The sequence below is a fragment of the Paenibacillus sp. FSL H8-0548 genome (assembly GCF_038630985.1).
Taxonomy (GTDB): Bacteria; Bacillota; Bacilli; order Paenibacillales; family Paenibacillaceae; genus Pristimantibacillus.
Genome location: NZ_CP152049.1, coordinates 4,464,439 through 4,487,152, shown reverse-complemented (window position 1 = coordinate 4,487,152; position 22,714 = coordinate 4,464,439). Strand labels below are relative to the sequence as shown.

The following is a 22,714-nucleotide window of genomic DNA, read 5'->3' as shown; positions in this document are numbered from 1 at the left end:
CCTTCAATTTGTTTAGTTTTGTATATTTGTATTAATTTGCTAACTATTCCAATGACGCTTTCCACTGAAAAAAGGTTGCTAATGACAAAGATATTGCTTCACGAGGCTACGTTGCAGTTTATACAACGTAATCGACGTTACTCACCTAACAAGGTACGTACACTGTAGTTTGTACAGTAGATTGCTTATTCTAGAGCGATATTCGTTGGTGTGGAGCTAATTCTAGTGCAATATTACAATGTAGCCGTCTGAAGCAGCACTCATGTGAGGTTTTCATTGTAACAAGTGCAGTGTAGGCGCTTCTCTTTACTCTAGCGGAGACTTTAGTTCAACTTATATAGATTCATTATGTAAAATATTGCGAATAAAGGAGGGCGACCCAAATGATTCAATATCCGTCGTTAGTAGAAGGGGCAACAATAGGAATAACAGCACCCTCATCGGGTGTGCAAGTGGAGCTTCATGATTTACTGCACCTTTCGTGTAGTCGTATGAAGACGAAAGGATTTAATGTGGTCTGCGGAGAAACGGTTTGGACGCAAAATAAGGCAAAATCAGCGCCTGCAAAATTACGTGCTGCTGAGTTCAATGATATGATGCGTGATGATACCATCGATATGATTATTCCGCCATGGGGCGGCGAACTATTAATTGAAATCGTTGAGCATATCGACTATGAAAATTTAAAGAGCAAATGGATTTTAGGCTATTCAGATATTAGCGTATTATTGTTAACGATTACATTGAAAACGGGGCTAGCAACTGCTCATGGCACAAATCTCATTGATTTAAGAGGAGAGTTCTCAGATCAGACAACTGCCATGTGGCAATCTGTCTTATCTGCTAAAACTGGGGAGTCAATCCTCCAGCATTCCTCGTTAAACTATCAGAAGGAGTGGCAGCATTCCAACCCATCGCCATATGTCTTTCATTTAACAGAACCAACCTCTTGGAAAGTAATTTCAAATTCGAATGCGAAAATACAAGGCCGCTTGCTTGGTGGTTGCATCGATGTGATCAGACATTTGATTGGTACTCCATTCGGTGATGTGCGGCATTTTCAAAATCATTTTATAAATAATGAACCGATCGTATGGTATTTAGAAAATTGCGAGCTAGCAGCAACTGATTTACGCAGATCGTTGGTGCAGATGAAATTAGCGGGCTGGTTTAATAATAGTTCCGGTCTTATGTTTGGCAGAAGCGATGCCAATAAACCAATTGAGAATTATACAGTGGAGGATATTTATATAGAGCTTTCTGAGGAATTACAGATACCAATCATTTATGATATCGACTGCGGCCATGTTCCACCACAAATAACTTTTATAAATGGGGCATTTGCTGAGATAGAAGTAGAAGATGGCAAAGGATCAGTAAAGCAATATTTTAATCCATAAGCTATATTTCTGTAAAACGAAAAAAAGACAGCCATTAGACTCAATGTCATTAAGTTAAGGCGCAGGACCAAAAATGAAGAAAAAGAGCAGGTTATCGAAAAGATAGCCTGCTCTTTTTTTGTGCGAAAAAGAAAAATAGAACTTGACAAGTAGATGGAAGTGTGTGGCGAAGCCTCTTGGAAAAACGAGGAGGTTACGCCAATGAATGAGTACGCGAATTCGCTAAAAAAAACGCTGACATCTCTCATACGAGAAATGTCAGCCGCACCAGCACCTTATGTCAAAAACCCTGAAAAAGATTTTACCCGAATGAAAAAGCTATCCTTTGAAACGGTTATGCAACTCCTGATCGCAATGGGTGGAAACAGCATCTATAAGGAGCTCTTGGAATCGCAGGGCTATAACGTAAATACCGCAACTACTTCTGCTTTTGTCCAGCAGCGGAATAAAATCTTGCCATCTGCTGTGGAATTTTTGTTTCACGCATTTACAGAGTCGTATACGGCTATCAAGGACTACCGAGGGTATCGCTTGCTTGCCGTTGACGGTTCGGATTTGCATATCGCAACGGATTCTACGGATACGGACACCTATTTTCAAAGTCAGCCGAACACGAAAGGCTATAACCTTCTACATTTGAACGCAGCCTATGACCTCTGCAACCGACTTTACGTGGATGCTATTGTTCAGCCACGAAGGTTGTGCAACGAGGGAAGGGCGCTGGCGGCTATGGTGGACCGTTCCTCTATCCAAGGCAAAACCATTGTAATTGCCGATCGAGGTTATGAAAGCTACAACAATTTCGCGCATCTTGAACGCAAAGGGTGGAACTACGTCATACGGGTAAAGGATTTGGATTCCAATGGTATTCTTTCGGGCTTGCGCCTGCCCGCTAGCGGAGCGTTTGATATTGACGTTCATCTGACGCTCACCAAAAAACAAACCAAAGAGGTTAAGGCTCATCCCGAAATTTACAGATTCGTCCCTTCCACGTCTACCTTTGATTTTTGGATTTGCAGGAGAACTTGTTTTACCCGATTTCCTTTCGGGTTGTTCGTTTCATCCTGCCGAGTGGCGATTATGAAACCGTCATAACGAATCTTTCTGCTGCTGATTTCCCACCCGATGAACTGGGGTCCATTTATCACATGCGATGGGGCATTGAAACCTCTTTCCGGGCATTAAAATACACCGTCGGTTTGACGAATTTTCACGCAAAGAAACGGGAGTCCATCATCCAAGAGATTTTCGCAAGAATGATCCTGTACAATTTCGCTGAAATGATGACCTCGCACGTCGTCATTTCGCAAATGGATAAACGGCACGCCTACCAAGTCAACTTCACGGTTGCCGTCCACGTTTGTAGACATTTCCTGCGCTCAAGGGATGATGAACTCCCGTCAGATGTTGAAGCGCTGATTCGTAAAAACATTTTGCCGATTCGACCCATTCGCCCAGGGCAGCAGAATACGCGCAAAATCCGCTCCAGATCAGCTGTTAGCTTCGTCTACAGGGTAGCATAATTCCGTTCACATGAACACTTTTTTAAGCGGATCTTCCATCCGCTTTGTTTGCTGTACGCATTTTTCCTTGCTTGCACCAAAAAAGAAACGGCACAGGACTTTTTCCCATGCCGTCTCGGATCCATTTTTATTCCCGATCTTGTCTTTGAGCTTAACTTAATGACATTGCCATTAGACTGTCTTTTTTTCGTTTTATGGGATCGTCACTCTACTTCGTTAATTGCTCCATTTGTCCAATAAGCTCCTCGAACACGCTCATCGCTTGCTCAATCGGCTCAGGAGAGGACATGTCGACGCCGGCCTTCTTCAAAATATTGATGGAGAAGTCGCTGCCACCGCTTTTCAGGAAGCCAAGGTAACGCTCAACTGCTGGCTCGCCTTCCTCCAAAATTTGTTTGGAGAAGCTTGTTGCTGCAGAGAAGCCTGTTGCGTATTTGTAGACGTAGAAGCTGTTATAGAAATGCGGGATACGTGCCCATTCCATTTCGATATCTTTATCGATGACCATATTCGGGCCATAATACTGAACATTGAGATCGTAGTAGATTTTGCTGAGATCCTGAGGAGTCAGCGAGTCTCCTTGCTCCGTGCGCTCATGTATAATTTTCTCGAACTCGGCAAACATCGTTTGACGGAAAACAGTTGTACGGAACTGATCAGCATAATAAGTCAGCAAGTACATTTTTTCTTTCGCGTCCGTAGATTTGGCAAGCAGATAGTCCATTAGAAGCGCTTCATTCAATGTGGAAGCAACCTCTGCTAAGAAAATCGTGTATTGCGCATCGCGATAGTTCTGATTCGTGTCCGAATAGTGAGAATGGAGAGCGTGACCCATTTCATGCGTCAACGTGAACATGCTGTTCAGATTGTCTTTGTGATTGAGCAATACATAAGGGTGTGTGCCGAAAGCGCCCCAGCTGTATGCGCCGCTGCGTTTGCCCTCATTCTCGTATACATCGATCCAGCTGTTATCGAAGCCCTCTTGCAGCACTTGTAGATAGTCATCGCCAAGCGGCTTCAAGCTTTCACTAATCGTTTTTTTCGCTTCCTCATACGTAATGTCGAGCTTGAACTCGTCAACGAGCGGTGCGAACAAATCGTACATATGAAGCTCATCAAGGCCTAGAAGCTTTTTGCGTAGATCCATATAACGATGCATTAGCGGCAAATGCTTGTGGATCGTATCAATTAGGTTCGTATAAACCTCTTTCGGAATGTTGTCGCCATATAAGGACATATCCAGTACAGAGTCATACTTGCGTGCCCGTGCATAAAAGATATTTTTAGAAACGTTGGAGGTAAGGGTAGTTGCGAGCGTGTTTTTTAGCTTGCCATACGTTTCGTATACGGCTTTAAAAGCTTCGCGCCTTACATTTTGATCCTTGCTCTCTAGAAACTGTATGTAACGGCCGTGTGTAAGCTCGATTTCCTCGCCGTCTTCATTTTTCACTTTAGGGAATTTAAGATCTGCGTTGTTCAGCATGCTGAATACGGTGCCGGGAGCTGAGCTTATATTGCCGACTTGAGCAAGCAGCGCTTCTTCATTTTTCGAGAGCACATGGGCTTTTTCACGGCGCATTTCTTCAAGTGTATGACGGTATTTCGCAATAGACTCATTGGAAATCATTTCATCGAGCTTATCATCTGAGAGGCTGAGTACCTCTGGGGTAATAAAGGAGAGCGCTTCGCTTGACTCGACGCTTATTTTTTTGGATTTTTCAGACAGCGCTTGAAAGCTCGCCTCTGCCGTATCCTCGTGATGCTTCATATTAGCATACACATAAAGACGCTCCACATGCATGGAGAGCTCATCCTCAAGCTCGAAGCATGCTTTGAGCTGTGCGACGTCAGTCAGCTTGCCTTGGTATTCAGAAACTTTCTTGATCAATGTTTTTGCTTCGGCATATTCCTTATCCCATGCAGCTTGGCTTTCAAATATATCCTCTAGCTTCCAGCGGGTCTCAGGCGCAGATTCGGAACGTTTGGGTACGTGATTCATCGAATTCCTCCTTGGAATGGATAAGGTTGTTTTGGCATGCTCAGCGTGTGGTGTTGCAGCATTTGAGGCGGCAGCACCTGATACAAGGCTTAGAGCAAGCAGCAGGGAGAGCCATTTCATCCAGTCATCACCTCAGGACACAGTTTGTGACTACTATGTCCGAGAGTAACTGCGAATATTCAGCTAAACGCTTGTTTAAGCTGCACCCATTGTGAGAAAAGCATACACAATAATAAAAAACGCAAGAGCAATGAACGCGATGGAAATCATCGCAAGACCTCGGCGCAAGCCAGCAGGCATGGAGTCACGTTTCATAATAACGATCGCTCCAAGCGAGAAGGCTGCAATAATAAAAATAATCGAAGTGGTAGGATCCATCTGCGGGTAAGGCCTCCTGACAATAAACAGTCATCATAAATTAGCGTTATCATTGTTACTATGCAGTGGATGATAACGATATGTTCGCTGTATAGGGTGAATTTTCCTTCCAGAGGGAAGGGGGAAGTAATTAAACTTCCTTCAACGCCGTCATGATCGCTTCTAATTCTTCCTCGCGTCCAACAAAGTCGGCAGCGCGGTAGCGGTTCTTCGCCCAGTGCATAAGCTCCGGACGGCTAATGAACGTATGAGTGTCTTCTCCCCATTGATCGGAGATTTCACGTACGATAAGTGTTTTTCCTTGGACTTCAACCGTCAGCATATTGTAATTGTCGGTTTTGTAAATTTCGTGTTTTTTGAACATTTTCATTTCCACCTTTTTATTTCTTAATTATGGTATTATAATCATCATAGCCATTATGGAGGCTGTAATCAATACGCCAGCTTAAGAATCGGGCGAAGAAGAGACGAGATTTGACGAGATGAGACGAGATGAGATGAGGAGAGTGCAATGATGATTAAGAAGCACTACGAGCAAATTGGTGTTGCTATGACTTGCAGAAGCTACGAGGAATATGTAAGGATGTTCGATCTGCTGCCAGAGGATATGGAGAATGGAAGGCTGCTGGATGTTGCGGCAGGAGGCTCGTCCTTTACAGCTGAGGCAAATGCAAGAGGGTATTCCGCGTATGCAGTTGATCCGCGTTATGGTGCGGGGATTAAGGAATGGATTCAAGAAGCGACAGAAGAGATAGAGACTTCTACTGCGAAGCTTGCCAAGCTGCAGGAGAATTTCGACTGGAGCTATTATGAGTCGCTTGAGAAGCACCGTGCAGGACGTGTAGCCTCAATTGAACGTTTCGCGGCTCATGTGTTAGACGCTGAGCATCAAGAACGCTATATAGATGGGAAGCTCCCGGAGCTGCCATTTGCAGACGATTCCTTTTCACTCGTGTTATGCAGTCATTTTATGTTCTTATATGCGGACCAGTTTGGACCTGAATTTCATACCAAAGCCGTTCTAGAGCTTATGCGAGTTTGCAAGCCAGGTGGTCAAATCCGAATTTATCCGCTAGTATCCTTGAATTGGGAGCGATATGCTGAGCTGGGCAAGCTACTTGAGATCATTGAATTTAATGGCGGCAAAGCACAATTGCTCACATCGCATCTGCCCTTCATACCTTCGTCTACTGAATATTTGAAAATCAACGCAGCTAAACAATAGGAAATGTGTTCAAGATCACATATAGAGAAGGCTCCCTAACAACAGGGAGCCTTTTCCAGTTTTATTTTTTTACCTAATGGGATTGTCTGTTTGGACTTGCTTTCATTGACCAAGACCTGCTTGCGGTGATAAACTGTTGCTTGGAAACTTTGTCAGGGGAGCGAGCATAATGAAATTTAAATTGTTCAAAGACCGTAAAGGAAAGGCCGATCAGGCTAAAAATAACAAGTTCGTTAAGCTTGGACGCGATATTTATGTTCAAGCGCGCAGAGGCGGACCGAACCCAGATGCAAACTTTGGTCTGAAGACGGCAATTGCGAATGCTAGAGCAGAGCAGATGCCAAATGATAATATTGAACGCGCGATTAAGAAGGCAGCAGGTGCTGGAGATGGCGTAGAATACGATGATATTATGTATGAAGGCTATGGCCCGGGCGGCGTAGCTATTATGGTGAAATGTTTGACAGACAACCGTAATCGCACAGCAGCGGATGTTCGTTCCGCGTTTAATAAACGGGGCGGAAACATGGGCGAGAGCGGCTGTGTCGGCTACATGTTTGATCATAAAGGGCTGCTAGTTGTAGATCGTGAAGCTCATGAAGCGGATGAGGATACGATGATGATGGTAGCGCTTGAAGCTGGTGCTGAGGATGTTATCGTCAATGAAGACAGCTTTGAAATTTTAACACATCCGCATGAGTTCGAGCAGGTGAAGAATGCCCTTGAGAAGGAAGGGTATACCTTCGTTAATGCTGGTGTTCGCTGGCTGCCGCAAACCATCGTAAAGGTAGACGGGGAGAACGCGGACAAGCTGCTTAAGATGATGGATGCTTTTGAAGACAATGATGATGTGCAGGACGTTTACTCTAACTTTGAGATTGTAGAATAAGCAGGGCTATAAATTTTTTTGTTTGCAAAAAAAAAGGAAGAGCTGCTTTGGGCGCGACTTACACGCTCATGAAGCAGCTCTTTTTTTAAAAATATAATCAAGGCTCTGATCGACTGATATAGTATCTTGCAAGAAATGCCGCGGCAGCAACGATAGCGAAGCCAGCACCCATCTGGAAGAAAGCTTCTCGTCCAAAATTCTCGTAAACAAAGCCGCCGAACAAGCCGCTGATTACGCCTGCTAGCCCGGTCCAAACGACCGCATATACCGCTTGTCCGGAGGCGCGGTATTCATCAGGGATAAGCCGTGACAAATAGCGGAGCGCCGTCGAGAAATAAATGCCGAAAGAAATGCTGTGCATCGCTTGTGTTGCGATTACCCAGCGCGGATCTTGAAGGTCGCTGAGCAGCCAAAGCCTAATCGCATACATGAGGGATGCAATCATGAGCAGTGGAAGCTCCTTGAATTTATGACCATATTTGCCGAGCAAAAATAATACGGGAATTTCGCTCAATGCTGACACGAGCCAAGCAAGTCCAATAAGTGAGTCGCTTGCACCCATATGCCGCATGGTGACAGCTAGAAACCCTTCATACATCCGATGGGGAATTGAAATGGTCAATATGATCAAAAAGAACAGCAGTACATCTCGCTGGCGAAGCAGCTTAAAAAATCCGGAGAAATCAATTTTACGGGCGCTCCCTTGGTAATCCTTAATGCGTGTCGTTAATAATAGCGTGATGGCAATCGTGCAGAGAGCAAGCGGAAGTGTCCATTGTGAACCGATTTCCTTTAAAATAAGTCCGAATGTATAGGCGGTGACCGCAAAGCCAAGAGAACCGAAGATTCGTATCAAGGCATAGGGGGTTCCAGTATATCGGCTGGATAATAACAATAAACTGTCGCTTAGCGGGTTAATCGGTGTCTGGAAAAAATAAAAGCCCATCATAACTAGACAAACAAGTGCAAAATTCTCGATTGAAAACAGCAGCGAGATCATTACGAGCTGGCCGAACAGCAGAAGCATGAGCAGCTTTTTGATCGTTCTGAATTTGTCGCTGGCGAGGCCAAGGATGATATTGGCGAAAATCGATATGAACGGTCCGGTGGAATAGATGATGCCGATCTGCTGCTCCGAGAAGCCTCTATCAAGGAAATATAAAGGTATAAAAGAGACGACCATCGCCGCTGTCGAATAAGAAGAGAAGCTGTAGACGCGAAGCGACATTGTCTCCTTCCGCGCGGTTGAAGAGCGCCCAGCTTGGGCTGGCTCGGGTGTATCCATTGTCTTAAGCTCACTCCATCTCTGATGTAAACAACATGGTTCCCAGTATAGCATGAATCGACATTCGCACCAATCCGATTTGAAGCTGGATTATTGTTTGTCGAAATGGTACATTTAATGGCGGAGGTTTACAATGGGTGCTTATCGTTTTGACTGGAGTGAGCGGCTTCGGATCCGTATTCCCGTGTTGGAAATGGAATGGGAGCAGTATAAAGCAGCGGAACAGCTTGCAATCGTTGAGCAATGGGAGCTGATCCGCGGTACGATCCCTGATCGTATCATGGAGTTTGAACGGCTTATCAACATAAAGCAGGCTCTTCTGTTTGAAGAGGAGAGCTTTGAGCAATCCTGTATACTAAACTATGAAATTGCCGATTATGCAAGTAGGATCAACGATCTGCACATTTGGTATCGAATCGATCAACAGTTAGAAGCGCGCCGGCATTCATGAAAATCTTTTGAGGAGAGGTGCAGCGTGAGATTGACGGCTTTGACAAGCAACCGAGTGCCGCGAGGTCCGCTTACACTCATGCATCGAGTCTATAAGTACGTGCTTCCTTTCGTGGATAGCGAGCTTAAGCAGCTTCGCCTAATGGCAGAGCGGATACCCGATGCCGAGCTGAGAGGGCAGGCGCTTGACAGCATGGATAACAAGAAGTTTCATTGTCAGGGCGGAAGCGTCTATGCTGCTGCGAATTTAGAGCAGAGACATGTTCTCATCCCTCTAATTGTCGCACTTCAAACGATTAGTGATTACTTAGACAATTTATGTGATCGCAGCACCTCGTTAGATCCAGACGATTTTCGATTATTGCATCAATCGATGCTAGATGCCGTCAATCCCGAAGCCCAGCTTCAGGATTATTATGCATTTCGCAAGGAGAAGGACGATGGCGGTTATTTGCAGCATCTTGTTCGGACTTGCCAGCAACAAGCCGCTAAGCTGCCTTCCTATCAAAGCGTGCAGCAGCATGTGAACGAGTTGGTTTCCCTTTATGGAGATTTGCAGGTGTACAAGCATATTCGCAACGATTTGCGGGAGGAGCAATTGCTCGCATGGTGGGATTTGCATCGTTGTCATTATCCGAATTTGCAGTGGAACGAATTTGCAGCGGCAGCAGGCTCTACTTTAGGGGTGTTTATGCTGTTTTTAGCGGCAAGCGAAGACCAATTATCGAGTAAGGATGCAGCCTCGATAAAGAGTATTTATTTTCCGCATGTGTGCTGTCTTCATATTTTGCTGGATTATTTAATTGATCAAGCAGAGGATCGAGCAGGCGGCGACCTTAATTTTTGCAACTATTATGATAATGACAGTCTGCTTGTTGAGCGTCTCGGCACTATCGTGAACCGAGCGCGTGAGGACGTGAAGCGGCTTCCTGCTTCTCGTTTTCATCGTTTGATTATTGAAGGGCTGCTAGCCTTGTATTTATCAGACCCGAAGGTTCGCCATCAGGCGGATGTCAGAGATGTGTCAAGGAGGCTAATGAAGAACAGTCCCATTACTCGATTGTTTTTCATTATAAACAGCATCTGGATTCGGAAACAACAAGCTTAACTATAAATAAAAATGTGGAGGAATGGACCATGTCTGCAGTCAAATCAATCGCAGTACTGACAAGCGGAGGAGATTCGCAAGGAATGAACGCAGCCGTTAGGGCTGTTGTAAGGAGCGCACTATATTACGGTCTAGATGTATATGGTGTTCAACGCGGCTATCAAGGACTTATTAACGATGATTTGCGTCAAATGGATTTACGGAGCGTTGGTGATATTATTCAGCGCGGCGGAACTATTTTGCAAACGGCAAGATGCAAGGAGTTTGTAACAGCTGAGGGCCAGCAAAGAGGTGCTGAGGTGCTTCGTTCCAGAGGTATCGACGGACTAGTCGTTATCGGTGGAGATGGCTCTTACCACGGGGCAAATAAGCTTAGCAAGCTTGGCATTAAGACGATGGGGCTGCCAGGTACAATTGACAACGATATCCCTTTCACTGATTATACGATTGGATTTGATACAGCAGTAAGCGTTGTTGTAGACGCGATTAACAAAATTCGGGATACGATGTCCTCGCATGAGCGCTCGTCCGTTGTTGAGGTTATGGGTCGTCATTGCGGCGACATTGCTCTTCATGCAGGTCTTGCAAGCGGTGCGGAGACGATTCTTGTACCAGAGGTTCCATTTGATTTGAATGAGGTTGCTGAGCGTATGAAGACGAATTTCGCCAAAGGCAAGCGCCACAGTATTATCGTTGTTGCAGAAGGTGCCGGAAAAGGCGAGGATGTAGCTAATCAAATTACAGCTAACAGCGGTATTGAACCGCGTGTAACTGTTCTAGGCCACATTCAACGCGGTGGAACGCCAACTGCGATTGATCGTATTTTGGCAAGTCGATTGGGCGACTTTGCAGTGAGACAGCTGATGGCTGGCGATTCAGGCAAATCCTGCGGCGTCATTAACGGCGAGCTGGTTACTACGGATATTGATAAGGTTGTCAATACGAAGAAACCTTTTGATATAGGCATGTATGAGCTTGCTCTTCGTTTATCGCAATAATGCGAATGCAACACAAAAAAATCCACCTGCGCTTTGGAGCGAGGGTGGATTTTTTTGTGTTGCTAATGCTGCACTACTCGTAGTTAACGTTTGGTGAATACTTATTCCCGGCGTTCCATAGCAAATACTCATTAATACCAGTGTCCTTAAGCGCCTTTATTTGCGCTTCAACCTCCGCCTTGCCATACTTCATATAGTGGCCATTTCCTAACCAGCTGGCAGTGAAATCTTGAATCCAAGGCCGGATAATCGGCTTTAGTTCTTCTATTGGATCAAGCTTCTTGTGTGTATCAATCATGGCCCCTTTAATGGTTTCGTAAGGGTTCAAATCAGGGTCCTTTTGTTTAAACCAACCGGTACTATAGTGGCTTGGATAAACCATTGGTGAGATCACATGCACATCGTTTGAGATTTTTACGAAGTCCTGACCGATACCCTCTGCTGTAGGTACAGACGCAGCATATCCGAAAATATCCACAGACATGCGTACACCTAGCGGCTCGAGCTGCTCGCGAGCGTATTTCACGAAGCCGGCAATCGTATCAACGTGACTTTGCTCAGCTTTGTCGAAGGTCAGCGAGGCCTCTTTATTCTCGAAGCCTTCAGGGAAACGGACATAGTCGAATTGAATTTCCTTGAAGCCTAGCTTTGCGGCTTCCTTGGCAACTGCGATGTTATAATCCCAAACTTCCTTGCGATAAGGATTGACAAAGCTTTCTCCGCGTCCGTTCTTCCATATGGTTCCATCCTGATGCAGGAACGAGAGCTCAGGCCGCTTGCGGGCTAGCGCGGTATCCTTGAAGACGACGATTCTCGCTATGGGATAAATGTTATGCTGCTTGAGTGTAACCATAAGAGCATGGATATCCCGAATATACTTTTTGGAGGCACCAACCTCCTGCAGCTCGGGTGTTGTCGTAGGATATGTAATAAAACCATTGTCATCTTTAATATCAATGACCATGCTGTTCAGCTCGGAATCATCAAGCAGCTTGAGCAATGACTCCATGCGTGCGCCACCAGCGCTGTGAGCCGTCACATAGATCCCTTTTATTGGCGGGGTATCCGGCTGCGGGTCTTTCTTGACAATGGCTAAGCTCTTGTCTCCAGATGTGTTTCCGCCAGCAATGGACGAATCAGGTTGGATTAGCGTTTGTCCAGCAGCAGAATTTAAGTAAGCAACAGCGAGCTGCTTGACGGCAGCATTTTCTTCACCGTTACCCGTGAGCAGACTGTACAGCAGCATTAAGGTTGAAATTATGATGTCCATTTTGCTCTCTCCCCGTTAGCTATTCTGTTCAAATTATAAAGCAGTTGGCATGCTGGGTCATTAACTTTTTTGAAAATATAAGAAAGTATATGCTTGAAATATAGAAAAGTATAAGTTTCATACTCAACTTTCGCAGCCTGAAATTGGCAAGTAAGCCTTGATGTAATTGGGCAAAGCGGAGATCCAGAGCTGTAGTTGACTTTTTATCATAGTGGATAGCTTTTTGCCGACTTGATTAGCGATTTCGTTCATCAATTCCACCAGTTGCTGTAAAGCCACTGCCCAGTCCAAAGAACCGACTTCATCGCATAGCAAATAAAACAGTCCACCGAGCGTCCGTTGATCGGTACTTTGCCGATGCTGCCAAGCCAGCAGAATATAACGGGAAAAGACAATCGTAGTATGGCTAATGAGCAGATCGTAGGAGCGACCTTGGAACTCTTTTTGCAGGCGCAGCAAGGATTTAGCGCATTTGAAAAAGACCTCGATGTCCCAGCGAAGAGCGTAGATTTGAATGATTTCCGGTGCCGTCAGTGTGAGATCCGTCGATAGAATCGCGAGCCACTCGTTTTTCTTGGAGCGATGGCGAACAAAGATCACGACGACTGGAATACCGGGAACCAGTTCCGTATGAATCTGACGCAAAATATTCCGTTGCTTCCCTTGGACTTGCGTTGCAGATCGGTAAAGACCTTTGAGATCGACCCGCTTGCCCTGAACGAGATATCGCTTGTTGTCGTTTTTCACCATGCCAATGACATGAAGACCTCGTTCCACCACTCGCTCGATTAAGGGCGCATGAGTGAACCAACTGTCCATGAGTACGTAAGACGCAGAAACACCCGAGGCGATGGCCCGATCCAGCAGTTCAGAAACCAGATGCGGGGCCGAAAGCAGAGCTTCTTTCCGGCGTTTGTAGCCAGTGGATCGCTTATCGATTCCCGGATGAATACCGGTCAGTCCAGCCTTCACAGAACTGAGCAGGGCGAAGTCCAGAGGGAGAAATGTATGGCCGTCCGACCAGCCTAAAGTCAGCATACGGAACCCCTTATAATAAGCACCGGTGGCGTGATCCTTGAACCGAGCGAGAAGTTCTACCGCTTTGCTGCGATTTCGTTCAAACATGGAATCGTCGACAATAAACACGGAAGTTCGTGTGACGGAGGTCAAGGTTTCGACTCGCTGAACGGTGTCACTGCTGAGAGAAGTCAAGAAACGCCGCCAAGCAAATCCGCTGTGATTAAGAAACCGGTAGACGGCATCTTTGCCAGGAAAGGCTTCACTTTTGGAACTTTCGAGCAGACGAAACCAGTTCTTCTGATGAAAGAGAAGGACAAAAACGAGCATAAATAGATGGGAACAGGTATAGCCAAAAGTCTTTTTGAATCCTGCATTTCTCAGGTGCTTCAGTACACCGAGTTCCTGAAAAGCAGGCCTCATTTCAGGTGGGAGTTGATCTAGGGACGACTTTTGCTTTATCATGGAAGGGACACCTCTTCTTTGGTTTAGTGGATCTCGACAATCTCACTTTACCAAATGAAGCGGTGTTTTTCTATATGGGCAAGATCGTTACTTAAACCAGCTTTACCTTAACACCGGATTGGAGTCAACTCGGTTTTGACTCTGCGAAAGTTGAGTTTCATATTTATACTCCGCCTATATTTTTGGGAGAAACTTCTTGTCCTTAGACAAGGATGACGTCGTAGTTTCTACTTAATAAGAGACGATTTCAGCAGTGGATTAAGCCCAAATCAAACAAAAAGCCAGTCGATTGTATCGACTGGCGCGTAAATAATCCGTCTGTCCCGCATTGTCATTGTAACAAAGCTTCTCTCTGCTGATTGCAAATGCTGTGCTGCACAATTTCCATGGCGTCAGCGGGCTCGAGTAAGGCAAGGCCGTCACGCAGCACGATGCTTATGTCCAATTCGCGTGGCGTAAGAAAAGGACTAAGCTCTGGGGCAAGCTTCTCTACAATTTGAGACAATTTGACCGTTTCCATATCCATTGAGCATCACCCTTTCATATCTAATGTTTAGGGGAAATCATATGGCAAGAAACCAAAGCTACGGGATACAAATAGTATATCAGGATCATTTTCAAAAACATAGGGATACTGCGTAAAATCCATATTCGGCTATATAAATTAGTCTTTTGGCTTAGTAAAGTCGCCAATTACGCTGACAGTCTCCACAATATTGATAAAGGCGCGCGAGTCGATGCTCGTCACTATTTTGCTAAGCTCAGCAAGCTCATACCTCGTCCTAACTGTCATCAGCATATCTCTCTCTTCAGAGGAATAGGCGCCGCGTGTTTTCAAGATTGTTATCCCCCGCGGGTGAGAGAGCAGCTTTGCCAGCAGTTCATCCGTCTTGGTTGTAATAATAAAGGCCGTTACTTTGATATGTCTCACATGAATGAGATCCACTATTTTTCCAGCGGAAAAAATGGACAGAAGAGAGTAAAGGGCTGAATCCCAGTTTTGAGTAAATATAACCAGAATTGCGATAACGAGGCTGTTCAAAATGAAAATGATCATGCCGACGGGTAAATCGCGTTTGCGGGTGACAATGGAGGCAATGATGTCGAATCCGCCGGAGGAGCCGCCATATCGAAGCGTCAAGCCGCTTCCGAAACCGGTAATAACGCCGCCAAAAACTGCGCCGAGCATGATGTCATCGGCAATTTTGACGATAGGAATGAGCTGCAAGAACAAGGTCGAGACGATAACCGTATAAATGCTCCACAGTATAAAACGACGGCCGATGATAAACCAGCCCCATAGAAGAATAGGTAAATTGAGAATGAAATAAAGCCATCCAATATTTCCGCCGGTAATGTAGCCGATCATCATAGAAACGCCGGATACCCCGCCACTGAGAAGCTGATGGGGGATAAGGAATAAATTGAAGCCGAGTGCGATAAGCAAGGAGCCTACTGTCATAATGGGCACGGTATATAAGTAACGAATGGAATGCGGATTCATAAGGTTCACTCCCATCCAACGGATGTGTTATTTACTTTATTTTGTGATTCTTTAGTATGGCTTTCTTTGGTTCGCTGGTATTCACGAATGATTGTGTGCTATAATGATTAAGATATTTTTAAGTAGGCTGCAGATAAAAGGAGTTTGAGAAAAGTTTGAAAACATTTGCTGAATTTGGCTTGGAACCAAAAGTGTTGCAAGCAATTACCGAACTTGGATTCGAGGAATCTACCCCGATTCAAGACAAAGCGATCCCTATTGCTATGGCTGGTCAAGATCTTATTGGCCAAGCACAGACGGGTACAGGAAAGACAGCGGCATTCGGAATTCCGCTCATTAACAAAATTCCGACAAGCGAGGAACGCATTGTCGCATTAATAATGACGCCAACCCGTGAACTCGCTATTCAAGTGGCAGAAGAGATCGGGAAGTTGACTCGATACAAGGGCCTTCGCTCGTTGCCGATTTATGGTGGACAAGAAATTGGACGCCAAATTCGTGCATTGAAGAAGAAACCTCAAATTATTATTGGTACACCGGGTCGTTTGCTTGACCACATCAACCGCAAGACGATTCGTCTGGAAGATGTACAAACTGTTATTTTGGATGAAGCAGATGAAATGCTTGATATGGGTTTCATGGAAGACATCCAATCTATCTTGAAGCAAGTGCCTGACGAGCGTCACACGATGTTGTTCTCTGCAACTATGCCAGCTAACATTCAGAGACTTGCACAGCAATTCCTGAAAAACCCTGAGCATGTTTCGGTTATTCCGAAGCAAATTACAGCACCGCTTATCGAGCAATTTTACATTGAAGTGCATGAACGCCAAAAGTTTGAAGCACTTAGCCGTTTGCTTGATATGGAATCACCTGATCTTGCGATCATCTTCGGTCGTACTAAGCGCCGGGTTGATGAGCTAAGCGAAGCGCTTCAGAAGCGTGGTTATACTGCTGACGGATTGCACGGTGACTTGTCACAGAACCAACGGGACAGCGTTATGCGCAAATTCCGTGACGGCAGCATTGACGTTCTAGTAGCAACTGACGTTGCTGCACGTGGACTAGATGTTTCTGGCGTAACACATGTTATCAACTTTGACCTTCCGCAAGATCCTGAGAGCTACGTTCACCGTATCGGTCGTACGGGCCGTGCAGGTAAAGAAGGTACAGCTTGGTCATTCGTTACACCGCGTGAAACGGATCACTTGCATTTCATCGAGAAAGTTACACGCCAGAAGATGAGCCGCAAGCCGCTTCCAAGCATTGCTGAGGCTATTGAAGGCAAACAACGTGTAACGGCTGAGCGTCTGATTGAAGTCGTTCAAAGCGATGAATTCTCTGAATACAAAGCAATTTCCATTCAATTGCTTGAGCAATACGATTCCGTTCACTTGCTTTCCGCAGCAATCAAATTGCTGACCGGCGAGAAGAAAAACGTAGAAATCGAATTGACGCCGGAAGATCCGCTTCGTGCGAAAAAACGCAAGCCGGATATTCGTTCGAATGGTCGTCCATTCAATCGCAGCGGTTCTTCTTCGTCGTCTTCATACGGCGGCAATCGCAGCAGCAGCGGCACTGGCGGCGGCGGTTATCGCGGACGCGATGACAGACGCAGCAGTGGCGGCAGCAGCAGTAGTACTGGTGGCAGCTCGCGTGGTGGCTATGAGTCGCGCGGCGGCAGCAGCAGTGGCGGCGGTTATGCAGGTAAACGGAGCAGCGAAGGGCGTCCAGAAAACCGTCGTCCAAAAAGCTCTCCTGATGGTTATGTAAATAACTAATCAAGTTTTACCTTTGTAAATTTTAATAAAAAAACCGAGGAAGTCCGTGATCCCTAACTGGCATCCCGACGACCTCGGTTTTTTTTTATTTTTTACTCGTCAGGTGGGAGTAATCTTACATTTCTGGAGGCAGATCTGATGGAACCAAGAGGACTAATGGGTGGGTTTTACCGAATATCCGAATGGATTATGCGGTTAGCGACTATTAATGTGTTATGGCTGATCTGTTCATTGCCATTCGTTTTCTTTGCATGGATGCTGGTTATGTCTCAGGATGTCAACCAAGTGTATTCTGGGCTGATTGTAATGGCTGTCGTTGCTCCTTTTACTTTATTTCCTGCAACAGCTGCAATGTTTGCGGTCGCTCGCAAATGGGTAATGGGTGAGAGCGATGTCGCACTCTTCAAAACCTTTTTCAGAGGCTACAAAGAAAACTATAAACAAAGTATGCTGGGCGGTATTATTTATACGATACTGCTTGCGATTATGATTGTAGACTTTATCGTTTATCGTGAACAGTTGAATTTGCTGTCCTACATTTTCATTGCATTCCTCTTACTGCTTATTATCTCGTTATTTAATTTTTTCTCAATGCTTGTTCATTATCATATGAAAACGTTTCAATTGCTGAAAAACGCCGTGCTTATTACAATAGGCAAGCCATTCCGTTCATTGTCAACGGCTCTGATGAGTGGTGCGGTTATGTATTTCAGTACTAGGTTTACGTTTCTCATTCCTTTCTTTATGGGCAGCATTATCGCTTATTTGGCGTTCTGGAATTTCCATTTAATCTATCAGAAGCTGCAAGATCAAGCGGAGAAGGCGCGGATAGCGGAAGAAGAAGAGGCTGAGAATGCAGCTGAGCTTGATCGAATTGATCTGGTTAAGGATGATTCAAGCAGCTCCAGTAAATAACAGCTAGTGAGCGTTTACTTTTTCATTTGTTCGGTCTATAATAGCAATACCTCCTGCGATGCTCGTTACGGCTTTACGCTGTTTTGAACCAATGGCTGTTTCACGGGAGACCAATATCGAGACGTAGCTGACATGCCCCCGAAAGGGGATCTCAAAAGCGGTTCTGCGGTCACCCACCTGCGTAAGCGGGTTCAGAAACATGTGAGTCGGACGGCATAGGCGGGTTTTCATTTAAAATGAAGAGCATCTGCTGGAGAAATCCAGCGATAGCTCTTTTTTCATTGGACAAATCATGTTATCATATAGAGTAATGTACATAGATTCCGGAGGGGGAGATCGTTGTTGTTGAAGCGGACCTTGATCGGGCTGCTGCGCAGTCATGAACAGACTGGCGACAGAGCCAAGGATCCAATGCTCAAATCTCATTTCTACAAGCTGTCCAAAGACAAGGCTTGGGAAGAAGTGCTATCGACTCTAAAGAAAATGCAAGGCTACAAGCTGCTTCACGAGGTGCAATCGGTTGGAGAGATTGTTCTTGAGAAGCGTACATCTTTTGGAAGAACAATGGACATTACAGTTTCTGTCATTAGTGTAAATCCGCTGCAATCTGCTGTCGATATTTATTCGGCATCCCGTGGTTCACTAGGAGATCTTGGTTCTAATTACAGAGTTATTATCGATTTGTACCGTACGCTGGATAAGAAGCTTGCTGCATTTAAAGTAAATAGCTAATACATAAACAAAGCGAGGAAGGGTTGCCTTCACTCGCTTTGTTTTGCAATGTCTATTCAATTAATTAGCTGCGGATAATTGATTATACAAGCGCTTTGACAGCGTTGATTGCAAGCTCGTAGTTAGGATGCTCAGTCATTTCAGGCAAGTATTCAACATACTGGATCGTATCGTTGGCGTCGATGACGAAGATTGAGCGTTGATCAAGGCCAAACTCTTTAATGTAAACGCCATAAGCTTCACCGAAGCTATGTGCTTTATAGTCGGAAAGCATTACGACTTTATCGACACCAGCGGCACCGCACCAGCGAGATTGTGCGAAAGGTGTGTCAACACTAATTGTAAGGACAACGACATTGTCACCTAGTGCGCCGGCTTCTTCATTGAAACGACGAGTTTGTGCATCGCAGACGCCAGTATCGATAGAAGGAACAACGCTGATTAGCTTAACTTTACCGGAGAAGTCCTTGAGTGAAGCATTCTCTACGAGAGATTTGTTGATACTGAAATCTGGTGCTTGGTCACCTATTTTTAGCTCAGGTCCAACTAATGTGATCGGATTGCCTTTGAATGTGGCAGCTCCTGTACGTTCTTGTGTCATGTGTAAACTTCCTCCTCTAAATGATTATTTTGGTCAATACCAGATTAATTATAAGCGTTATGAAACGACCTTGTCCAATTGCAATAGAAAAGGGGACGATTCAATGATCTTCTTAAGATATGAGAGCTTCCGCTCCTATCTAAAGCTTTATCCGATTACAGCAGCATTGATTGCATTAAACCTGGCTTACTTTATTGTGGTCGCCCTAAATGGTGACCCGAATAACGCTTATCATGCGTATAAGTACGGAGCCTTTGCAACCGATGTGGAGATAGATCCGTACGGACTCCAGCAGCCATGGCGTTATGTAACCTCCATGTTTATGCATTCTGGAATTGAGCATTTGCTTTACAATATGTTTGCGCTTCTTGTTTTTGCACCGCCGCTGGAATATTTGCTGAAACAGTTTCGTTACGCTGGATTTTATTTGATTTGCGGTATAGCTGGAAACGGGATGAGCGCTTTAATGAATGTTATTCAAAGTGATATGAGCCCGCATATCGGTGTAGGGGCCTCAGGAGCTATCTATGGCATTTATGGAGCTTTTCTATACTTATCATTGTTTCGCAAGACACAGCTGGATGAGAGCTCGCGCAAAACGGTATATGTTATTTTAGTATTTGGTGTCGTCTATTCGATTCTTGTGCCGCAAATTGATCTATGGGCACATGTTGGCGGTGCTTTGGCAGGCTTCATTCTTTATCATTTCTTCGATCGTATAAAGTCACGAAGACATCAGTGACATTTATGAAAACTATGTAGTTACAGGAGAGAATCTAACCGGTATGGAACTTCGTCAGCTTCATTATTTCGTAAAAGTAGCTAGAAAAGAGCATGTTACGCAAGCGGCAGAAGAATTGCATGTAGCTCAATCAGCAGTGAGTCGGCAAATTCATCAGCTTGAGGAAGAGCTTGGCGTAAAGCTATTCGCTCAAAAAGGAAGAAACCTACAGCTTACGCCAGTTGGTCAGCTATTTCTTAAACGCGCTGAAGTCATATTGGCTGATCTCGAGCGAGCGGTTATTGAAATACATGAATTTTTAGACCCTGAGAAGGGTGAAATTAGATTAGGTTTCCCTCATAGCTTAGGAATTTCTTTGATTCCGCAGGTTGTAGCAGCATTTCACAAGCTGCATCCGAATGTGAGGTTTCGATTTAAACAAGGGATGTATCCATCATTAATTCGAGACATGATCAAAGGTGAAATCGATTTGGCCTTTATCTCTCCTTTTCCTGACGAGCATGAATTCGTAAGCGGTGAAGTGCTCCTAACCGAAGAGCTGTTTGCGATATTGCCGCCAGGCCATCGCTTGTGCGATAAAGAATCGATTGAGCTGAAGGAGCTTGAGAAGGAGACCTTTGTACTATTTAGCGAAGGCTACTCGCTTAGGCCAATTGTATGGGAGGCTTGTCTGGAGGCGGGCTTCACGCCGCAGATCGGCTTTGAGGGTGAGGAGACAGATACGATTCGCGGTCTAGTTGCTGCGGGGATGGGAGTGAGCCTGCTTCCGGAGATGGCTCTTCATTATACGGGGCCTTTGCAGGCGAGAAAAGTCCGCGTCACGGAGCCGCGTGTGACACGGACGATTGGACTTATACAGCGTTCAAACGAGAAGCTTCCGTTAGTAGCCAAAGTATTTCACGGTTTTTTGCTTCGGTATTTCCAAGAAGGCTCAAAAAAATGATAAGTACGAATAAAAATAGGAGCTGTTCCGATCGGTCATTGATGACCGATCGAGAACAGCTCCTATTTGTTTTGCTTCATCTACTCATTATTCTTGTCGACTGCCGCCTACAAAGATCAAGATGTATCTAACGAGCTCAAGTAATGAGAGAAGAGCTGCTGCGACGTAGGTTAAAGCTGCTGCATTAAGCACCTTGGCAACTCCACGTTCTTCATTGTTCGTAATGAAGCCCTCGGCAACCATAATATTTCTTGCGCGGTTGCTGGCGTTAAATTCAACTGGAAGCGTGATAACCTGGAAGGCCACTGCTACTGAGAAGAAAATAACACCAAGACCGATCAAATTCAGGGCTGAAAATAAAATTCCGGCGATGAAGAGGAAAGGGGCAACGCCAGAAGCGAAATTAACGACAGGGAATATGCGATGGCGAAGCACCAGCATAGGATAATGCTCGGCATGCTGGATTGCGTGTCCGACCTCATGGCAAGCGACTGAAATAGCGGAAATTGAATTTTCGTAATAGACGGGCTCAGACAAGCGTACAACACGGTGAATCGGATCGTAATGATCGGTGAGCGAGCCTCTTACAGGTTCGATGGGAACGTCCTGAAGGCCGTTAGCGTCGAGCATGCGTCTTGCTGCTTGATAACCGGTTAATCCGCTGTTTGCTGGTACGCTGGTCCATTTCTTGAAAGTTCCTTTGACTCGGAATTGTGCCCAAATCGTTAGTATAAAAGCAAGCGCGATTAATACGTAGATAATGATCATTGAGTCATTCCTCCATTATATTGATAAGATATCGCTACATGAGGGAGCTTTTGTTGATGAGTATCATAAGTGCCTCGATGCAAGCGGCTGTCTGCGGCACAAGACGCGTGTAGAGATGGTTGGCTTGCCTTGGCTTGAGTTTATTGAGGACAGGCTCAAGCTCCTTGACTTCACGCTCCAACTGGCTTAAATGATGCTGCAGGTCCGTAAGCTTGCGAGAGACTTGCTCTTCTGGTGTAATTTTGCTCCAGCTTTCAATTGTAGATTTAATCTCATCTAACGTATATTTATCTTTTTTCATCTGTTCAATACGTTCTAAGCGCTGCAAGGTTTCATCGGCATAGAGGCGATAGTTTTTGGCCGAACGCTCCGCTGGCTGAATAAGGCCGATTGAAGTGTAATAATCTATTGTGCGAGCACTGATTTGCGAGAGTTTGGATAATTCTCCGATTCGATACATGTTTAACCCCTCCATTCGTACGTATCTAAAAAAACTTCTATTAAAGAAGGCCGCTCTTACGATAGCTTATGATAACGATGGTTCTGCTATTTCATCTACTTCTAATGATAATGGACAAGTAACCATACAGTCAAACGTGTTACATGTTGATGTGAATTTAGACCTGTTTCTTTCGTGAGAGGTAGTTATACCTATAGATGATGAAAATGCGAAGGATAGATAGGTTGTAACGTTGATTTCGAAGCAGAACGCTGCCAAAAC

General features: G+C 45.1%; 24 protein-coding genes and 1 other RNA gene. 14 read left to right on the top strand and 11 right to left on the bottom strand.

The genetic code is table 11. From position 1 onward, the window contains the following. Nucleotides 1-383 precede the first annotated feature (383 nt). The 3 genes from MHI37_RS19620 to MHI37_RS19610 all read left to right on the top strand — a co-directional run bounded on the left by MHI37_RS19620 (nucleotide 384) and on the right by MHI37_RS19610 (nucleotide 2,923). Entirely contained in the window at nucleotides 384-1,400 is a 1,017-nt protein-coding gene (locus tag MHI37_RS19620) for a S66 peptidase family protein (RefSeq protein WP_076339762.1), read from the top strand. Between the two features lie 201 nt (nucleotides 1,401-1,601). After that, complete coding sequence (locus tag MHI37_RS19615) at nucleotides 1,602-2,495, top strand: transposase (RefSeq protein ID WP_342556502.1); 894 nt, start codon at nucleotides 1,602-1,604, stop codon at nucleotides 2,493-2,495. Then, the gene (locus MHI37_RS19610; RefSeq protein ID WP_342556501.1) at nucleotides 2,426-2,923 is read left to right on the top strand and encodes a transposase; all 498 of its coding nucleotides are present in this window, start codon (nucleotides 2,426-2,428) and stop codon (nucleotides 2,921-2,923) included. The genes MHI37_RS19615 and MHI37_RS19610 overlap by 70 nt, the downstream gene beginning before the upstream one ends. Before the next feature lie 208 nt (nucleotides 2,924-3,131). On the opposite strand, the gene pepF is transcribed toward MHI37_RS19610, so the two are convergent. The 3 genes from pepF to MHI37_RS19595 form a co-directional block, all read right to left on the bottom strand. Beyond that, complete coding sequence (pepF, locus tag MHI37_RS19605) at nucleotides 3,132-4,922, bottom strand: oligoendopeptidase F (protein WP_076339685.1); 1,791 nt, start codon at nucleotides 4,920-4,922, stop codon at nucleotides 3,132-3,134. Between the two features lie 195 nt (nucleotides 4,923-5,117). After that, entirely contained in the window at nucleotides 5,118-5,300 is a 183-nt protein-coding gene (locus MHI37_RS19600) for a hypothetical protein (protein ID WP_076339677.1), read from the bottom strand. 130 nt (nucleotides 5,301-5,430) lie between these two features. Continuing rightward, nucleotides 5,431-5,664, bottom strand: a complete 234-nt coding sequence (locus MHI37_RS19595) for a hypothetical protein (protein ID WP_076339678.1) — start codon at nucleotides 5,662-5,664, stop codon at nucleotides 5,431-5,433. 147 nt (nucleotides 5,665-5,811) lie between these two features. Between MHI37_RS19595 and MHI37_RS19590 the strand changes: the two genes are divergently transcribed. Both MHI37_RS19590 and MHI37_RS19585 read left to right on the top strand, forming a co-directional pair. Then, nucleotides 5,812-6,525 carry a methyltransferase domain-containing protein gene (locus tag MHI37_RS19590; protein WP_076339679.1) on the top strand — a complete coding sequence of 238 codons (714 nt, stop codon included), beginning with the start codon at nucleotides 5,812-5,814 and terminating at the stop codon, nucleotides 6,523-6,525. 169 nt (nucleotides 6,526-6,694) lie between these two features. Beyond that, nucleotides 6,695-7,414, top strand: coding sequence for a YebC/PmpR family DNA-binding transcriptional regulator (locus MHI37_RS19585; protein WP_076339680.1), 720 nt, complete (start codon nucleotides 6,695-6,697; stop codon nucleotides 7,412-7,414). A 97-nt stretch (nucleotides 7,415-7,511) separates the two neighbouring features. Here the strand turns inward: MHI37_RS19585 and MHI37_RS19580 are convergent, their stop codons facing one another. After that, the gene (locus tag MHI37_RS19580; RefSeq protein WP_076339681.1) at nucleotides 7,512-8,699 is read right to left on the bottom strand and encodes an MFS transporter; all 1,188 of its coding nucleotides are present in this window, start codon (nucleotides 8,697-8,699) and stop codon (nucleotides 7,512-7,514) included. Between the two features lie 133 nt (nucleotides 8,700-8,832). Between MHI37_RS19580 and MHI37_RS19575 the strand changes: the two genes are divergently transcribed. The 3 genes from MHI37_RS19575 to pfkA all read left to right on the top strand — a co-directional run bounded on the left by MHI37_RS19575 (nucleotide 8,833) and on the right by pfkA (nucleotide 11,255). After that, nucleotides 8,833-9,150, top strand: coding sequence for a hypothetical protein (locus MHI37_RS19575; protein WP_076339682.1), 318 nt, complete (start codon nucleotides 8,833-8,835; stop codon nucleotides 9,148-9,150). Between the two features lie 78 nt (nucleotides 9,151-9,228). Continuing rightward, nucleotides 9,229-10,257 carry a tetraprenyl-beta-curcumene synthase family protein gene (locus MHI37_RS19570; protein ID WP_076339686.1) on the top strand — a complete coding sequence of 343 codons (1,029 nt, stop codon included), beginning with the start codon at nucleotides 9,229-9,231 and terminating at the stop codon, nucleotides 10,255-10,257. Nucleotides 10,258-10,286: 29 nt separating this feature from the next. Further along, nucleotides 10,287-11,255 (top strand): 6-phosphofructokinase, encoded by a 969-nt coding sequence (gene pfkA, locus MHI37_RS19565; RefSeq protein ID WP_076339683.1) that lies wholly within the window; start codon nucleotides 10,287-10,289, stop codon nucleotides 11,253-11,255. A gap of 73 nt (nucleotides 11,256-11,328) precedes the next feature. Here pfkA and MHI37_RS19560 read toward each other — a convergent pair whose 3' ends face one another. The 4 genes from MHI37_RS19560 to MHI37_RS19545 form a co-directional block, all read right to left on the bottom strand. Further along, on the bottom strand, nucleotides 11,329-12,525 hold the full coding sequence (locus MHI37_RS19560; protein WP_076339684.1) for a putative glycoside hydrolase: 1,197 nt from the start codon (nucleotides 12,523-12,525) through the stop codon (nucleotides 11,329-11,331). Between the two features lie 123 nt (nucleotides 12,526-12,648). Next, the gene (locus tag MHI37_RS19555) at nucleotides 12,649-14,007 is read right to left on the bottom strand and encodes a transposase (RefSeq protein WP_342556500.1); all 1,359 of its coding nucleotides are present in this window, start codon (nucleotides 14,005-14,007) and stop codon (nucleotides 12,649-12,651) included. Nucleotides 14,008-14,338: 331 nt separating this feature from the next. After that, nucleotides 14,339-14,533, bottom strand: a complete 195-nt coding sequence (locus MHI37_RS19550) for a hypothetical protein (protein WP_076339355.1) — start codon at nucleotides 14,531-14,533, stop codon at nucleotides 14,339-14,341. A 138-nt stretch (nucleotides 14,534-14,671) separates the two neighbouring features. After that, nucleotides 14,672-15,511, bottom strand: a complete 840-nt coding sequence (locus MHI37_RS19545; protein ID WP_076339356.1) for a YitT family protein — start codon at nucleotides 15,509-15,511, stop codon at nucleotides 14,672-14,674. A 155-nt stretch (nucleotides 15,512-15,666) separates the two neighbouring features. Here MHI37_RS19545 and MHI37_RS19540 point away from each other — a divergent pair, with 155 nt between their 5' ends. From MHI37_RS19540 to MHI37_RS19525, 4 genes are all read left to right on the top strand, one after another. Beyond that, nucleotides 15,667-17,292, top strand: coding sequence for a DEAD/DEAH box helicase (locus tag MHI37_RS19540; protein WP_076339357.1), 1,626 nt, complete (start codon nucleotides 15,667-15,669; stop codon nucleotides 17,290-17,292). Nucleotides 17,293-17,430: 138 nt separating this feature from the next. Further along, nucleotides 17,431-18,207, top strand: coding sequence for a DUF624 domain-containing protein (locus tag MHI37_RS19535; protein WP_076339358.1), 777 nt, complete (start codon nucleotides 17,431-17,433; stop codon nucleotides 18,205-18,207). Nucleotides 18,208-18,254: 47 nt separating this feature from the next. After that, a non-coding RNA gene (gene ssrS, locus MHI37_RS19530) (6S RNA) lies at nucleotides 18,255-18,437 on the top strand. A 112-nt stretch (nucleotides 18,438-18,549) separates the two neighbouring features. Then, nucleotides 18,550-18,939, top strand: a complete 390-nt coding sequence (locus tag MHI37_RS19525; protein ID WP_083676517.1) for a DUF1499 domain-containing protein — start codon at nucleotides 18,550-18,552, stop codon at nucleotides 18,937-18,939. 82 nt (nucleotides 18,940-19,021) lie between these two features. Here the strand turns inward: MHI37_RS19525 and tpx are convergent, their stop codons facing one another. Next, a complete protein-coding gene (gene tpx, locus MHI37_RS19520) occupies nucleotides 19,022-19,540 on the bottom strand; it encodes a thiol peroxidase (protein ID WP_076339360.1) in 519 nt (172 codons plus the stop codon). 103 nt (nucleotides 19,541-19,643) lie between these two features. On the opposite strand from tpx, the gene MHI37_RS19515 reads away from it, so the two are divergent. Next, complete coding sequence (locus MHI37_RS19515) at nucleotides 19,644-20,282, top strand: rhomboid family intramembrane serine protease (protein WP_076339361.1); 639 nt, start codon at nucleotides 19,644-19,646, stop codon at nucleotides 20,280-20,282. Nucleotides 20,283-20,325: 43 nt separating this feature from the next. Beyond that, entirely contained in the window at nucleotides 20,326-21,225 is a 900-nt protein-coding gene (locus tag MHI37_RS19510) for a LysR family transcriptional regulator (protein ID WP_076339362.1), read from the top strand. Between the two features lie 87 nt (nucleotides 21,226-21,312). On the opposite strand, the gene MHI37_RS19505 is transcribed toward MHI37_RS19510, so the two are convergent. Together MHI37_RS19505 and MHI37_RS19500 are read right to left on the bottom strand one after the other, a co-directional pair. Then, entirely contained in the window at nucleotides 21,313-21,993 is a 681-nt protein-coding gene (locus MHI37_RS19505; protein WP_076339363.1) for a zinc metallopeptidase, read from the bottom strand. A 34-nt stretch (nucleotides 21,994-22,027) separates the two neighbouring features. Then, on the bottom strand, nucleotides 22,028-22,453 hold the full coding sequence (locus MHI37_RS19500) for a MerR family transcriptional regulator (protein ID WP_256710685.1): 426 nt from the start codon (nucleotides 22,451-22,453) through the stop codon (nucleotides 22,028-22,030). Nucleotides 22,454-22,714 lie beyond the last annotated feature (261 nt).